Below are 14519 nucleotides of genomic sequence, written 5' to 3'. Positions count from 1 at the left end.
AGGGCAATGCCCAGACCGTTGAGACGCGCTTTCGTGAAGTCTCGGCTGCTGGGCGGGACGGTAGAACTCATCCTGAAGCAGCCAAGGTACCGAGCAACTCGCTCCACGATCGAAGTGCTCGCTCGACCCCGAAGTCCTCCCTGGCGACGAAGGCCGCGCGTTCGCCCATCGCCGCAGCCATCGACGGTTCGTCTCGAAGACGTTCGACCGCCGAAAGAAGGCCGTCGCTGTGGCCCGGCTCGGTCTGCACACCGACGGCCAGGTCGGTGACCACCAGTGCCAGTTCGGAGTCGCGCGGTCCCACGTACAGCAGCGGCCGGCCAGCTGCGAGGGCCCCGTACGCCTTTGACGGGACAACCAGGCCGGCGAACTCCGGCCGCAGCGTGACCAGGTTCACGTTCCCGAGGCGAAGCGCCTCGATCAGCCGCGATTCTGGCTGGAACGGCAGGAGGTAGACGTTGCGCAGCCGCGCGGCAGCGTCAGCGAGTTGTGGCCGTCGAGCGCCCTCACCGACGAAGACGAAGGTGAGGTCGTCGCGATCACAGAGTTGCTCCGCGACCTCCAGCACCTCGTCGAACGTGTGGGAGACCCCGAAGTTGCCGACGTAGGACACGACGAACTCTTCGGTCAGGCCGAGCTCTTCGCGTAGCCCGTTCGACTCGGTAGGCGGCGCCTCCCGTGTCGCCTCGTGAGCCCAGTTTCTGATGACGTGAACTCGTTCGGGGGGAGCCCCTGAACCGAGCACCAGCTGTTCCATATCGCGGCCGATTACGACGACGGCGCTGGCTCGCCGCCACACCAGACGGGCGGCCGCGGACAGCACACGGGTCATGACGCCGTCGTGCGGGAGCCGCCCATCGGCCACCAACACGTCGGGGTAGATGTCCATGATCATCGCGCAGCACGTCCCGCGGCCGAGGGACTGCAGGACGATCCCCCACAGCGCGAACAACGGCGGCGTAGTGAAGAAGATGTTGACGGCCGCCGGGGGCCCCTGCAGTGTCCGACGGACGGCGCCCAGCATGAACGTGATCATGGCCATGACCTTGCGGATCGGAGAGGACGCCATCCGGGCCGGGGACCACACCCGAGAGACGCTGACGCGATCGTGAGCAATCGCTTCCTCCAGCGGTCCCCGGCCGCCGCGGTACTCGGTCCGGCTCATCAGAACATCCACGGCGAAGCCATGCTCCGCAAGACTCGGGATCAGGTCGCGGTAGTACGAAGTCGGGTTCTCGTAGGTGCTTATGAAGCGGACGAGCGGCGCCGGGGTCATGTCAGTTCGTCTCGGGAGATGGTTCGGGCCGGGTTCCCCGCCACGATCGCCCCGGCTGGTACGTCACCCGCCACCACAGAGCCGGCACCCACGACCGCACCAACTCCTATCGTCACGCCTTTCAACACGATCGATCCCATGCCGATGAAGACGTCGTCGCCCACGATCGTCGGGGCCGTCCGCGACTGGCGGGGGTCGACGGAGCGCTCATCTGGTCGCAGCGGATGGAAGTCGGCGTCCACGATTGTGCAGTTGGCCCCGATTCGGACTCGCTGCCCGATCTCTACGCGCTCCCAGGCGACGATCGTCACCCCGCTGGCCTTGACGTCATCCGCGAGCCGGATCTGGGCGTCGGCTGTCCAAGTCGAGAGCAGGCACGGTCGTCGGATACCGAGCGGGTTGGAGGTGAACCAGCTCCGAAGGGTCACCCGGTTCCCGAGTACGATCTGACTGCCCTCATGGCGTCGGATGACCGGGCGACCGTAGAGTCGGACCTGCTTGCCCCGCTCGACCTGCCACAGGCGCAGGTAGAGGCCGAAGAACCCGCCGAACAGCAGCCGGCGCACCTCCGTCGCGACCTTCCAGGGCGCGGCCAGGGCCCGCTCCCTGGCGACGCCGACCGAGAAACGGTTCGTCACTGACCGCTGTCCCGGCAGAAGGTGAACCCTCTGTCGTCGTGGCCGAGGAACGCGAAGCCGTACTCACGCATCAGCTCGATGTAGCCGTCGTCCGTCCGCGCCAGTGAGACGTACCGCAAGCCCATGGCCATCGTCTCTGCCATGCCGGCCAGAATCTCCGACTCTGCGCCGTTGGTGGTGATGCTGACCAGGTCGACTCGGGGCAAGCCGAGCTCAGCTACGACCTCGTCCACCGGGCGGGCTTCTATTTCGACGACCTCATAGCGTGTGAGCTCCTCTGCGTCGTACTGCACGCGGCCCTCGGTGAAGTTCGTCGCCGGGTGGGCGGGGTCGATGCGGAAGCGAAGTCGCTCGGGACGTGACCAAGCCCCGGCCTCCACCACGTCGCAGTGGGTCAGCCCGAACTCCGAAGCCATCATGGTGAAGGCTGCCGCGCTGGCGGGATCCGGCTCCATGACGACGGCATGGCCCCGCGGCGAGGTGAGACGAGCGAAGTGCATGGAGCGTGCCCGGCCGGCGTGCAGCGTGTCCGAGGGCGCCCCGATCTGGATCACGATGCTGTCGGGATTGATGAGGCTGTACGGCAGCTTGTTCCGGCGGAACAGGCCGCTCATCGAGTACTTGGTCTCAGCGGGGATGCGCGAGAGGACACCATTCGCGGTTCGCACTGCGGCGCGGTGAACGGGATGATGGTGGGACCATCGGTATCGCAGGGGCGTCCGATCGGCGTTCGCATGCATGGCCCGCAGAGTAGGGTCGGCTTGCGGGAATGCAGCCCAGGACGGACGGTGCGCGCATGTCTCGGCTGACGCTCAAGCCGGGCTGATCAGCAGGTGGCGACCGCTACGCTCCCCGCGATGAAGGACACCGTCGTTTTGCTCGGGGCTGCCCGATCCGGCACGAAGGTGCTGCGAGACGTACTGGGAGGCGCGAAGGACCTCTCCGTGGTGCCCTTCGACATCAATTACGTCTGGCGCGCAGGGAATGAGTCACTGCCGCACGATGAACTCCCTGAAGACTCCGCCGACCAGGCGGCACCGTTCATTAGATCGCAGATCCAGCGGATGGCTGACGGCGACGCTCGAGTGGTGGAGAAGACGGTCTCGAACCCATTACGCATCCCGTTCGTCCGCAGGGTCCTCCCGAACGCCCAGTACATCTGGCTGTTCCGGGATGGGAGGGACGTGACGGAGTCGGCCATGCGGAGTTGGACCACCCCCTCAGCAGCACGGGACCTTTGGCCGAAGCTGGTCGGCTTCCCGGTTCGCGAGAACCCGCAGTACCTCGGCAAGTACCTGTCCCGCATCGTCCGTCAGCGGCTCTCGCGGACGCACACGTCCAGCTGGGGACCGGCCTACCGGGGGATGGCGCAGGACGTCGCGTCGCTCCCCCTGGCCCATGTGTGCGCACAGCAGTGGGCCCGCACCGTCCAGGCGTACCTGGACCATCGGCACCTGCTTCCCCCGAACACGGTCGAGGTCCGGTACGAGGATCTCGTGGAGAATCCGGCCGCCCGACTCACCGAGTTGGCCGAGCAGTTAGAGGTCCGGGACGTCGATGGTGTGGTCACGGCCGCATCCCGCATCACGACGGCCAACGTCGGCAAGCACCAGGGGTCCGGCCTCGGGGAGCAGAAGGAGGTCATGGCCATCCTGCGGCCCCAACTCCAGGCCCTCGGCTACCTTGCGGACTCGTGAGCGCCGACCCGATCCCGTTCCACCGGCCCGCGTTCGACCAGGCTGAGCTCCACGGGGCCGTCAGCAGCCTGGAGAGCGGCTGGCTGACCACCGGGCCGCAGTGTGCGGCGTTCGAGAGCCGGTTTGCCGAGGCCGTCGGTGCCGAGCACGCCGTCTCGGTCAACTCGTGCACCGCCGCCCTCCACCTGGCGCTCGAAGGACTGGGCGTCGGCACCGGCGACCAGGTCGTCGTGCCGGCCATGACCTTCACCGCCACCGCGGCGGTCGTCCGCCACCTCGGCGCCGACCCGGTCCTGGTCGACGTCGAGGCCGACACGCTCGGAATGGACCCCGACCAACTCGTCGACGTCCTTTCCGAGCGGACCAAGGCCGTCGTGCCCGTCCACTACGCGGGCCAGCCGGCGGAGATGGACCGCATCACCTCCGCCGCCGAGTCAGTCGGCGCCGCGGTCGTGGAGGACTCCGCGCACTGCTTCCCCGGAACCTACCGCGAGCACACCATCGGCTCCCTCAGCCGAGCCACGTGCTTCTCCTTCTACGCCAACAAGACCATAACCACGGGCGAGGGCGGCATGCTCACCACCGATGACGCCGAGCTGGCCGAGCGCGCGCGCGTGATGCGCCTCCACGGCATGTCCAAGGACGCCTGGCGCCGGTTCGCCAGCGGTCCCTCCACCTACGACGTGGCCCAGCCCGGCTTCAAGTACAACATGACCGATCTGGCGGCGGCGATCGGCCTGGCCCAGCTCGATAAGGCCGCTGACTTGGCGGCGCAGCGGGCGGGCCACGCGGAGCAGTACGTCACGGCGCTTGCACACGTCCCTGGTGTACGGACCCTGGCCCGACGGCCGGACCGCTCCCATGCTTGGCACCTGCTGGTCGTCGCCATCGACCGTGAGACCTTCGGGATGGAGCGGGACGCTGTGGCCGCGGCGCTGAACGACCGGGGGATCAGCACCAGCATCCACTACCGACCGCTGCACCGGCACTCCTACTACCGCGACACGTACCAGCTGACCGACGAGGACTTCCCCGTCGCCTCGAGCGCCGGGGACCAGATCCTCTCCCTGCCACTGTTCCCGACGATGACGGGCGAGCAGGTCGACCGGGTCGTAGCGGTGCTGGCGGAGCTCGCGGCCTGACGTGCAGGGCAAGCGCTTGTTCGACCTGCTGGTCGGGATCCCGGCACTGGCGGTGGCAGCGGTTCCAATGCTGGTCGTCGCGGCCCTCGTCCGCCTGCTCGACGGGAGCCCTGTTCTGTTTCGTCAGCAGCGGGTCGGTCGGCACGGTCGCGACTTCACCATCCTCAAGTTCCGGACGATGCGGACCGGTCAGCCGGGTGCGGAAGTCACCGTCGGCGGTGACGTGCGCATCACCCGGCTCGGCGCGGTCCTGCGACGCTTCAAGCTGGACGAGTTGCCGCAGCTGTGGAACGTCGTCCGGGGCGACATGAGTCTGGTCGGCCCCCGCCCGGAGGTCCGCCGGTATGTCGAGCTGTTCCCCGAGGCCTTCGCCCCGGTCCTGACGGTCCGACCGGGCATCACCGACCCCGCCTCGCTGGCCTTCCGGCACGAGGCCGAGCTGCTCGCCGCCAGCGAGGACGGCGAGCAGACCTACCGGGAGGTCGTGCTGCCCCGCAAGCTGGCGCTCTCTACCGCCTACGTCCGCGAGGCGTCCTGGACTGGCGATCTGCGCATCATCGGCGAGACGCTGCGCTCCCTGCTGCGCTGAGCACGCCGTTGGGTCACCGACCACGACCAGCCCGGCCGTGGCAGCATGGCTCGGGACCGCAGACCACCCCGAGAGACCCGATGAGCACGATCGACACCTCAACGCAGGCGCTGTCATCCGGCGAAGATCTGATCCCGGTTCTGCTCGCCCGGTGGCGCACGATCGTCATTGTCGCGGCGGCCACGTCCCTCCTGGGCTTCGGAGTCTCTTCGCTCCAACCGGTCGAGTACTCCGCCGAGGCCGACCTCCTGCTCGCCGACCCCCGGAACTCGGGTGTCTTTGGCGAGTCCGGGGTCAACTTCCTCGACCCCTCCCGCTACGTCCGCAACCAAGCCGAATTTGCGCAGTCCCGCACAGTCATCCAGCGCGCCTCCACACTTCTAGACGCACGACTCGACGCCGATGAGATTGTCGAGCAGACCACCATCCGGCCCTCCGGTGACCTCGACCTCCTCACCATTCGCGCGACGGACGGGACCGCCGGAGGGGCAGCCCAGATCGCCAATGCCATCGGTGAGGCCTATCAGGCCGTCGTGCGCGAACAGGCCGAAGTCGCCACCCAATCCTCCCTGGACGAGTTGACCGCCCAGCGCGAGCAACTCCAAGAGGAACTCGCCAGCGTCCAGCAGGAACTCGAGGACAACAGCAACTCCGACGCCCTCCAAGCCCAACGCGACGCCGCCATCCAGCAGCTCATCACCGTCGACGGCCGGATCGACCAGATCACCGTCGACGCCGCCCTCTTCGGCTCCGGCGTCGAGCTCTTCGAGCCCGCCGAGCCCCCCGACGCCCCCTCCGCCCCCACCCCGATCCGCAACGCCATCCTCGCCGGACTCCTCGGCGCGATGGCCGCCACCGCATGGGCCTGGTGGCGCGCCGACGAGACCGCCACGGCCGACGGGCGCAACGACCCCGCCCGAGTCCTCCACGCCCCCCTCCTCGGCACCGTCCCGAGCTTCGAAGACGTCGGCCTGACGGGATCGATCCCGGTCGTCGAAGCCCCCAAATCCCCGGCCGGAGAGGCCTACCAGTTCCTCGTCGGCGCCCTGGCCTTCGCTCTCGAAGAGACCGACGGCCGCTCGGTCGTGCTCACGAGTGCCTCACCGGTCGACGGCAAGACCGTGAGCTGCCTCAACCTGGCTCTCTCCGCCGCCCAGGACGGCCGGGACGTCCTGCTGGTCGACGCCGACACCCGGGTCCGCGGCCTCACCCGCCGCCTCAAGGCCGAGTCAACCCTCGGCCTGCCCGGCCTGGCCGACGAGACGACCAAGATCACCGACGTCCTCGTCCCCCTCCAGCTGGGCGACGGCCAGGCCGTCCCGTTCATCCCCGCCCGCCCGCTGGGCGATGACACGGCCGCCTTCTTCCGCACCCCGGCCTTCCGCCGGGCGATGCACCGCCTCTCCGAGCTGACCGACCTCATCATCATCGACTCTCCGCCCCTCCTGCTGGCCTCCGACGCCTCGGCCATCGCCACCAACGTCGACGGCATCGTCGTCGTGGTCAGCCGCGGCACCCCCCTCAAGGTCCTGGCCGAGATGCGCGAACGCCTGGACCGCATCGGCACCCCGGTCCTCGGCTACATCTACACCAAGGCCAAGCTCTCCGGCGCCGGCTACGGCGACTACGCCTACCGCTACAACTACTCCTACGGCTACGGCGAGACCGAGGACGACCGGCGTTCGAACGGCAAGTCCCGCCGCGATCGCCGCCGGGCCAGGCGCGGCGACCGTCAGACGGAGGACTCCGAACTGGTCGGCTGAGATGGCCGGCCGTACTCTCGGCCGTCGATGTCCGCCTCTCCCAGCCGCCGACGTGCCCGGCGGCGCGCCGTCATCGTCGCCGTCGCCTTCGCGATCCTGGCCATCCTCGCCGTCGCCGCCGCCATCGGCTACCGGGGCCTGACCGAGGCCCGCGACGAGCTCACCGCCGCCCGGGACGACTTCCAAGCAGCTGCCAACGCCGTCCAGGCCGCCGACATCGCCGGCGCCGACCGCGCCCTGACCGAGGCCCGCACCCACGCCGAAGCCGCCCTCGACGCCCTCGCCGTCCTGCCCATCCAGGCCACCCAACCCCTCCCGTACGTCGGCACCACCACCCGCAAGGCCGTCGCCGTCGCTCAGGCGACCGAGCGGATCGCCGCCTCGGGCACCCAGATCACCGACCTGCTGCTCAACCAGGACGGCGCGCTGGACGCCCTCACCCTGGACACCACCGACCCGGCCTGGCTGGCCACCGTCTCCCAGCTCAGCGAGCCGATCAGCCAGGTCAGCCGCACCCTCAGCGATGTCCAAGATTCGCTGGAGGCAACGCAAGGCCAGTCGCTCTCCGCCGCCGTCGACCAGGCCCACACCACCCTGGCAGAGGAGGTCACCGAGGTCGCGGGTCTCGCCCAGGCCGCCGTCACCCTCACCGACCTGCTACCCGAGCTGCTGGGCGCCGACGAACCGCTGGAGTACTACGTCGGTGCCCAGAACCCGGCCGAGGCCCGTGGGACCGGTGGGATCATCGGGGCCTACGCGGTCCTGACCGCCGACGCCGGCGCTCTCACGTTCACGCCCTTCCAGTCGGTCAGCCCGCTGCCCGACGACCTGCTGGACAGCACCACCGCCCCCAGCACCGAGTACCTGGACCGCTACGAGGGCTTCCTGACCGGGCAAGGCACCTGGTCCAACATCAACGCCTCGCCCGACTTCCCCTCCGTCGCCCGCACCATCGAGGCGTTCGCCCCTGCAGCCATCGGCCAGTCCGTCGACGGGGTCATCGTCCTGGACCCGGCCGCCCTGCAGATCATGCTGGACGCGACCGGACCGGTCCAGACCGACATCGGCCTGCTGGCCCCCGACACCGTCATCAATCAGGTCGTTCGTGAGGCGCCCGAGACGTTCACCAACCAGCAGGACCGCAAGGCCGAGGTCGGGATCGCCGCCGGGTCGGTTCTCCGGGCCTTCCTCACCACCGACATCGACCCCCTAACTCGGCTGAGCGCCCTGGCCGAGATGGTCCGCGACGGCCACCTGCTGATCCACAGCGCCGACCCGGACATCCAGGCCCAACTGGACAGCGTCGGGGCCAGTGGGCGCCTGCCCGAGCCCGCCGCTGGCTTCGTGGGCGTCGTCGGGTTCAACCTCAACGAAGCCCACATCGACTTCTTCGCCACCCGGCACCAGTCAGTCGAGATCTTCCTCAACCCCGACGGCTCGGCGACGGCCACGGTCGATGTGACCCTGGGCAACCGGGCCCCGACCGAAGGCGTCCCCGCCTACTTCATCGGACCGAACAACGAGGCGAACCCGCGGCTGGCGGTGGGGGACAACGCCACCTACCTCTCGCTGTACTGCGGCACCTGCCAGGTGCTGGACACCCGCACGGCCGACGACTGGGGCTACGGCGCGGCGTTCGATGGCGAGCTCGGCCACACCATCATCTCGACCATCGAGCACGTCGAGTCGATGGCCGAGCAGACCGTCTCGTTCAACCTCCAGTGGCCCGACGCCTGGGATCCCGGAGACCCCACCCCGACGTTCGACACCCAGATGTGGCACCAGCCCACCATCAACCCGACCACCTTCGACCTGCGCATCAACCCGCCGGCCGGACTGGGGATGGTCCAGGAGGGGACCCCGGTCCGGGCCGCGACCTGGGACGGTCGGATCACCCGGACCACGACCTACGAGGTGGAGCTGATCCCGCCCCCCTCAGGCTGAGCGCGGCTCGGATCCGAGTTCGCCGTCGATCTCGCGAAGGTCGATCCCCTCGTTGCTCGAGGCCTGCAGGATGTCGCGCAGCTTCAGCCGCTGCTCGCCCGTCTGCGCGGACGCGCCGGTGCGGACCTTCGCCCCATTGGCCAGCCCCCAGCGGGTCACACAGGTCGGCGAGCAGAGGTGTGCCTCGATCTGGTTGGCGACCGTGCGCTCGGGCACCACGAGGAAGCGCCAGCCGGCGTCGGAGGTCGCCTCGTCCAGGGGGACAGTTGAACCGCAGATGTCACAGACGACCCGTAAGCTCATCATCACTCCTAGGTAGGCGGGCCAGCACAGGGTAGTGGAGGTTTTACGCCTTGTTACGCTCGTCGATGTATGGGACACTTCCCGCGGCCACGCCCGACAGTACTTCGGGGGGCAACGCCGACCACTGCATCGGATAGCGAACATCTTTGGGAGACAGGTAATGCGCAGGTTCACACTGGCGGCGGCGTTTGCTGCTGTCGCGGTACTCATGGCTGTGCCCGCTTGGGCGCAGGATGAGCCAACGGTCTATGGCGGCAATCCTGACACACCGGAGGAGGCCGAGGATCAAGTCCGGGTGACCACCGCGTGCAGCACCATCATCGTGCAGGGCGACAACTGGGGCGGCTCCGAGGTCACGATCGACCGTGAGTTCGGTGGCGACAACTGCCCTGGGAGCGACGACCCGGAACCACCGGACGTGATCGAGGGCGACACCGATGAGAACGGCAACGCGCCCGGCACCGATGACGACGACAGCGATGGCTTCGCGGGCTCCCCATCAACTGCGGAGCAGCTGCAAGTAGCGGTCAACGATGACGGCAGCTTCCGGGCCGTCCTGCAGGTCCCGGCCGATGTGGACACCTCGACCTATGAGGTCACGGTCACGGGACAGGACCTGGACGGTCAAGCCAAGGAGCAGGTGGTGGAGTACAGCGTGACGCCAGCGTCACTCTTCACCCCGGACCTCACCCCGGCCGACGACAACCGGACCACCTACGCGGTCGTCGCGTTGCTGCTGGCCTCGGTTCTTCTGGTCGGTCTGAACTGGTCCCCGATCATGCGGCGGGTTCGTCGCTAGTCGCGACGAAGAGACGGAGACTCTCATGACGACTTCACGAATCAAGACTCTCGCCGTCCTGGCCGTCGCGGCCCTGGGCTTGGCCCTGCTTCCAGCCGCTGCAGGTGCCGCCTCGGCAACCAGCGCCCCCGAGGCGTTCCGGGCCGCGGGCTTCGGCACGTCATTCGGCGACGCCGTCGCTGCCAACTCCTTCCTCGCCAACCAGTGCGTTGCGGACGCAACCGGTGACGCTGTTGATGCGGGCGATGACAGCGACCCGGGCGTCGATGAGCCGCGCGGCGACATCGTCGAGGCATGCACCGACTACGGCCCCGGTGCCACGACGCTGTCGATCGAGGTCGCGGAGCCCACGGACCCGGCGGTCGACGACAACTGGGCCTCGAGCCTGGCTGGCTGGTTCATCGACACCGACGATGATGGCGAGGGCGAGTACTTCGCCTCCGTTGCCCAAGACGAAGACGGCACCCTGGTCGGTCAGGTGTTCGACATCGCTTCCGGCGAGACCCCGGCCCCCGTGGTCTGCGACGGCACACCGGACTACCGCCGTGGGGTGCTCTCGATCAGCTTCGACAGTGGCTGCATCGGCAGCCCCGATGGCATCGCGACCAACCCGGGTCTCATCTACGACCAGGTCGTAACCGACCCCGACGGCGTCGCCACCCAAGACGAGGTCAATGGCGGCGACGACGAGCCCTTCACCGACGTGCTCGGTTCCGGCACCGTCCCCGGCGGCGACACCGTCACCCGCCTCGAGGGGCCGGAGCGCATCACCACCGCGATCGACATCTCCCAGCAGGGGTGGGCGGACTCGAGCGCGGACACCGTGCTGATCGCCCGCGACAACCTCTTCCCCGACGCCCTGGCCGGCACCCCGCTGGCTGTGGACAACGGCGCTCCGATCCTGCTCAGCCGGACCGACGCCCTCACACCTGAGACGGCCATCGAGGTCCAGCGCGTACTCGGCGACTCGGGCACCGTCATCCTGCTCGGCGGCGAGGTTGCCCTGTCCGCCCAGGTCAACGCCGACGTCGAGGCGCTGGGCTACGGCACCATCCGCTACGGCGGCCTCAACCGGTTCGAGACCGCAGCCATCATCGCCGGCGAAGGCCTGGGCAGCCCTGAGGAGCTGCTGGTGGCCGACGGCGGCGACTTCCAAGACCCGATCGTGGCTGGGAACGCTGCGGCCGCGGCGGTCAACGGGGTGGGTGGCGCCGCGGTGCTGCTGACCTCCGACGACCGGGTGCCGCCCGAGACCCAGGCCTACCTGGACGCCAACGGCGACGCGGAGGTGACCGTGATCGGCCGCACGGCCGAGACGGCACTGCCGGACGAGGACTCGATCGCGGCTGACACCGACTCCGACACCTCGGTCCTGGTGGCCCAGGCCTACTACGACAGCCCTACCGTCACCGGCATCGCCCGTGACGACGTCTTCGCCGATGCGCTCACCGGTGGGGCGCTGATCGGCTCACCCTCGACGGGCCCTGGCCCGCTGCTGCTGGTCCAGACCGACTCATTGCCGCAGGTGGTCGAGGAGTACCTCGCAGCCAACAGCGACAGCATCGACGCTGCCGTCGTCTTCGGTGGCAACCTCGCCGTCAGCGACGACGTCGCGGCGGAGGTCCAGACCGCCATCCAGTAGCGCCTGCGGGGGGACCAGGTACCCAGGGTCCATCCTGGAAGCACCGCACATGGGCACAGCACTGAACGGACAGACCACTCGGAACACGGCCAGCACCGTGGCCCGGCGGTCTGTCCGTCGTGCGCTCGACATCGGACTGCTGCTGGCCGCGATCGTCGTGGCGTACCTGGTGCGCTTCGACTGGATGATCCCCGAGCGGTCCTTCCGCCAGCTGCTGTTGGTCGCCCCGTTCGTCGTCGGGCTGCAGTACGGGCTGCTGTCGGCCTACCGCGTCACCAAGTCGAGTTGGCGCTACGTCACCATCAACGATCTGGGCCTGCTGATCCGGGCGCTGTACATCGCGGCCGCCCTGATCGCCGTCGCCCGGCTGCTCGGTGCCCCGCAGGAGTACGACGGGCTCCTCGGCGCGCTCACGACGATCCCGCTGGGCGTCACCGCGATCAACTTCATGACCGCGATCATCGCCCTCGGAGGGGCCCGGGCCGTGCGCCGGTCGATGAGCGAGGGACGGCAGCGACGCGAGGTCCACCCCGGCCGCCGGGCCGAGGACACCCCCGACCGGACGTTGCTGATCGGCGCGGGCGAGGGTGGCGTCGCCGTGGCCCGACAGATCCGCATGCGGCCCGACCTCGGCATCCACGCCGTCGGCTTCATCGACGACGATCGGAACAAGGTCGGCCAGCGCATCCATGGGCTGCCGGTCCTCGGAGGGGTCGCCGACCTGCCCGGGCTGATCGAGGCGCACCAGCCGAAGAACCTGCTGATCACCATCCACGACGTGACCGGCGAGATGGTCCGGCGGCTGGACGCCATCGCCAGCGAGTACGGCGTGTCGGTCCGCAAGGTCTCGGGCCTGATGGACGTGGTGGCGGGGCGGATGGCACTCCGGCCCCGCCCGATCCAACTGGAGGACCTGCTGCGGCGCGAGGCCGTCTCCACCGACCGCGAAGGCCTGGCTGCCCATGTGACCGGCCAGACCGTCCTGGTCACCGGCGCGGGTGGGAGCATCGGCAGTGAGCTGTGCCGGCAGCTCCTCACCCTGCAGCCCGCCAAGCTGATCCTGGTCGAGCAGGCCGAGAACGCCCTGTACGAGATCCACCGAGAGCTCTATGCCCCCGCCGGCGACACCGAGTTGGTTGCCGCCATCGGTGATGTGACCGACCAGTCCCGCATCGAGTCGGTGATCGCCAGGCACCGGCCGACCTTCGTGTTCCACGCCGCTGCGCATAAGCACGTGCCGATGATGGAGGCCAACCCGGCGGAGGCGTTCAAGAACAACGTGCTCGGGACGCGGACCCTGGTGCGCACGTGCAGCCGCCTGGGGGTCGACCGGTTCGTCTTGATCTCCACCGACAAGGCCGTCAACCCCACCTCGATCATGGGGGCGACCAAGCGGGTGGCCGAACGGGTCGTCGTGGCACACGCAGCGGCACACGGACTGGCCTACTCCGCCGTCCGGTTCGGCAACGTGCTGGGCTCGAACGGCAGTGTGGTGCCGCTGTTCCGGCAGCAGATCGAGCAGGGCGGGCCGGTGACCGTCACCCACCCGGACATGCGCCGCTACTTCATGACCATCCCCGAGGCGGTCGAACTGGTGCTGCAGGCCTCCATCATGGGGGAGGGGGGCGACATCTTCGTCCTCGACATGGGCGAGCAGATCAAGATCGTCGACATGGCCCGGGACCTCATCCGCCTGTCCGGCAAGCGGGTCGGCGAGGACATCGAGATCCAGTTCGTCGGCCTTCGGCCGGGCGAGAAGATGTTCGAGGAGTTGGGGCTCGGCAGTGAGCAGATGACCCCGACGGGCCACAGCAAGGTATTCCGCTGGACCGGAGAGGCTGCGGAGGTCAGACCGGAGGTGCTGGACGGGGCGATCGACACGTTCGACCTCGGTCGGGTGCGGGAGGGACTGCCGGCGCTGGTGCCCGAGTTCGTGACGGATGACGGGCCTCGTAGTGAGGACACTGGCACAGACGGGGAGCACACCTCCTCCGGCCCGACCGTGACGGTCTCCCTGCCACGCGAGCCCTCGGGACGTCGGTAGCGACGTACGGCCGGGGAGGCTCAGCCCGGCTCGAGGATGTCCAGCTCAGGGATCCGCCGGAATCCGCGATCATGTGTGGCCAGCGCCGCGCCGCGCTCGAGAGTCAACACCGCGAGATGGACGTCGGTCATCTCCGCGCCTGACATCTGGGCCTCCTGGGCCGTCTTCTCGACTCGGTCCCAGTGACCGCTCGCCGGACCGATCTCATCCACCGCGGGAGCGTGCCGGATCGCACTCAGCAGCTGCGTAGCCGTGGCAACGCTCAGCGGCTGCTCCATGGCACGTGGATTGGTCACGATGCGGAGGAACCCGAGTGACGTCACGAGCGGAAGTCCCACGGGCCGTGACGACACGATGGCCTCCTCCAGCCAACGCTTGTCAGCCTCGTGGTGTGGGGCCTCCCGGTTGTGTGCGTAGATGAGGACGTTGACGTCGAGGACGATCACCGGGCGGTTGGACCCTCCAGCCGCTCCAACGTCGAGGAGAGGCTGGTGACGTCGATCTTGAGCTTCGAGGAGAAGGTCGACAGCTCCGCGGCGTTCCCGTCATCCTGCTCAGCCAGCCCGCGGCGCAGCGCTTCGTTGGCGATGTCCTTGACACTGCGGCCGCTGGCCCGTGCCCTGGCCAGAAGCTGCTCGTAGACGTCATCCTGCAACGTCATCGTCGTTCGCTGTGCCATGAT

General features: G+C 68.7%; 14 protein-coding genes. 8 read left to right on the top strand and 6 right to left on the bottom strand.

Annotated elements, in window-relative coordinates; genetic code table 11:
* Positions 1 to 67: 67 nt before the first annotated feature.
* From C1746_RS20830 to C1746_RS20820, 3 genes are read right to left on the bottom strand one after another with little or no spacing between them, the layout of a single operon-like run.
* The gene (locus tag C1746_RS20830) at positions 68 to 1276 is read right to left on the bottom strand and encodes a glycosyltransferase family 4 protein (RefSeq protein ID WP_116716720.1); all 1209 of its coding nucleotides are present in this window, start codon (positions 1274 to 1276) and stop codon (positions 68 to 70) included.
* The gene (locus C1746_RS23045; RefSeq protein ID WP_116716719.1) at positions 1273 to 1914 is read right to left on the bottom strand and encodes an acyltransferase; all 642 of its coding nucleotides are present in this window, start codon (positions 1912 to 1914) and stop codon (positions 1273 to 1275) included. The genes C1746_RS20830 and C1746_RS23045 overlap by 4 nt, the downstream gene beginning before the upstream one ends.
* The gene (locus C1746_RS20820; RefSeq protein WP_162868035.1) at positions 1911 to 2582 is read right to left on the bottom strand and encodes an FkbM family methyltransferase; all 672 of its coding nucleotides are present in this window, start codon (positions 2580 to 2582) and stop codon (positions 1911 to 1913) included. The genes C1746_RS23045 and C1746_RS20820 overlap by 4 nt, the downstream gene beginning before the upstream one ends.
* 189 nt (positions 2583 to 2771) lie before the next feature.
* Between C1746_RS20820 and C1746_RS20815 the strand changes: the two genes are divergently transcribed.
* From C1746_RS20815 to C1746_RS20795, 5 genes are all read left to right on the top strand, one after another.
* Positions 2772 to 3611 carry a sulfotransferase family protein gene (locus tag C1746_RS20815; protein ID WP_162868034.1) on the top strand — a complete coding sequence of 280 codons (840 nt, stop codon included), beginning with the start codon at positions 2772 to 2774 and terminating at the stop codon, positions 3609 to 3611.
* Positions 3608 to 4753, top strand: a complete 1146-nt coding sequence (locus tag C1746_RS20810) for a DegT/DnrJ/EryC1/StrS family aminotransferase (RefSeq protein ID WP_162868033.1) — start codon at positions 3608 to 3610, stop codon at positions 4751 to 4753. Before C1746_RS20815 ends, C1746_RS20810 begins: the two co-directional genes overlap by 4 nt.
* 1 nt (position 4754) lies before the next feature.
* A complete protein-coding gene (locus C1746_RS20805) occupies positions 4755 to 5342 on the top strand; it encodes a sugar transferase (protein WP_116716715.1) in 588 nt (195 codons plus the stop codon).
* Between the two features lie 80 nt (positions 5343 to 5422).
* On the top strand, positions 5423 to 7105 hold the full coding sequence (locus tag C1746_RS20800; RefSeq protein WP_116716714.1) for a tyrosine-protein kinase domain-containing protein: 1683 nt from the start codon (positions 5423 to 5425) through the stop codon (positions 7103 to 7105).
* A 27-nt stretch (positions 7106 to 7132) separates the two neighbouring features.
* On the top strand, positions 7133 to 9049 hold the full coding sequence (locus tag C1746_RS20795) for a DUF4012 domain-containing protein (protein ID WP_116716713.1): 1917 nt from the start codon (positions 7133 to 7135) through the stop codon (positions 9047 to 9049).
* Here C1746_RS20795 and C1746_RS20790 read toward each other — a convergent pair.
* Entirely contained in the window at positions 9041 to 9352 is a 312-nt protein-coding gene (locus tag C1746_RS20790) for a hypothetical protein (protein WP_162868032.1), read from the bottom strand. The genes C1746_RS20795 and C1746_RS20790 overlap by 9 nt on opposite strands.
* Before the next feature lie 160 nt (positions 9353 to 9512).
* Between C1746_RS20790 and C1746_RS20785 the strand changes: the two genes are divergently transcribed.
* From C1746_RS20785 to C1746_RS20775, 3 genes are read left to right on the top strand one after another with little or no spacing between them, the layout of a single operon-like run.
* Positions 9513 to 10151 (top strand): hypothetical protein, encoded by a 639-nt coding sequence (locus tag C1746_RS20785; protein ID WP_116716711.1) that lies wholly within the window; start codon positions 9513 to 9515, stop codon positions 10149 to 10151.
* 25 nt (positions 10152 to 10176) lie between these two features.
* Positions 10177 to 11793 (top strand): cell wall-binding repeat-containing protein, encoded by a 1617-nt coding sequence (locus C1746_RS20780; protein ID WP_116716710.1) that lies wholly within the window; start codon positions 10177 to 10179, stop codon positions 11791 to 11793.
* Positions 11794 to 11842: 49 nt separating this feature from the next.
* Entirely contained in the window at positions 11843 to 13837 is a 1995-nt protein-coding gene (locus C1746_RS20775) for a nucleoside-diphosphate sugar epimerase/dehydratase (RefSeq protein WP_116716709.1), read from the top strand.
* A 20-nt stretch (positions 13838 to 13857) separates the two neighbouring features.
* Here C1746_RS20775 and C1746_RS20770 read toward each other — a convergent pair whose 3' ends face one another.
* Complete coding sequence (locus C1746_RS20770) at positions 13858 to 14283, bottom strand: TA system VapC family ribonuclease toxin (protein WP_116716708.1); 426 nt, start codon at positions 14281 to 14283, stop codon at positions 13858 to 13860.
* Positions 14280 to 14516, bottom strand: coding sequence for a hypothetical protein (locus C1746_RS20765; RefSeq protein ID WP_162868031.1), 237 nt, complete (start codon positions 14514 to 14516; stop codon positions 14280 to 14282). Before C1746_RS20765 ends, C1746_RS20770 begins: the two co-directional genes overlap by 4 nt.
* Between the last annotated feature and the right edge of the window lie 3 nt (positions 14517 to 14519).

Origin of the sequence: Euzebya tangerina, from assembly GCF_003074135.1 — a bacterium.
In the GTDB taxonomy this organism is placed as follows: Bacteria; Actinomycetota; Nitriliruptoria; order Euzebyales; family Euzebyaceae; genus Euzebya; species Euzebya tangerina.
Note: the sequence above shows the minus strand (reverse complement) of the source record. Positions and strands in the feature narration are given on the sequence as shown.

Excerpts from the sequence above, each read along its gene's own strand:
- C1746_RS20830 (WP_116716720.1), bottom strand. The coding sequence starts at position 1,276 with ATGACCCCGGCGCCGCTCGTCCGCTTCATAAGCACCTACGAGAACCCG.
- C1746_RS20815 (WP_162868034.1), top strand. The coding sequence starts at position 2,772 with ATGAAGGACACCGTCGTTTTGCTCGGGGCTGCCCGATCCGGCACGAAG.
- C1746_RS20800 (WP_116716714.1), top strand. The coding sequence starts at position 5,423 with ATGAGCACGATCGACACCTCAACGCAGGCGCTGTCATCCGGCGAAGAT.
- C1746_RS20795 (WP_116716713.1), top strand. The coding sequence starts at position 7,133 with ATGTCCGCCTCTCCCAGCCGCCGACGTGCCCGGCGGCGCGCCGTCATC.
- C1746_RS20790 (WP_162868032.1), bottom strand. The coding sequence starts at position 9,352 with ATGAGCTTACGGGTCGTCTGTGACATCTGCGGTTCAACTGTCCCCCTG.
- C1746_RS20785 (WP_116716711.1), top strand. The coding sequence starts at position 9,513 with ATGCGCAGGTTCACACTGGCGGCGGCGTTTGCTGCTGTCGCGGTACTC.
- C1746_RS20780 (WP_116716710.1), top strand. The coding sequence starts at position 10,177 with ATGACGACTTCACGAATCAAGACTCTCGCCGTCCTGGCCGTCGCGGCC.
- C1746_RS20775 (WP_116716709.1), top strand. The coding sequence starts at position 11,843 with ATGGGCACAGCACTGAACGGACAGACCACTCGGAACACGGCCAGCACC.
- C1746_RS20765 (WP_162868031.1), bottom strand. The coding sequence starts at position 14,516 with ATGGCACAGCGAACGACGATGACGTTGCAGGATGACGTCTACGAGCAG.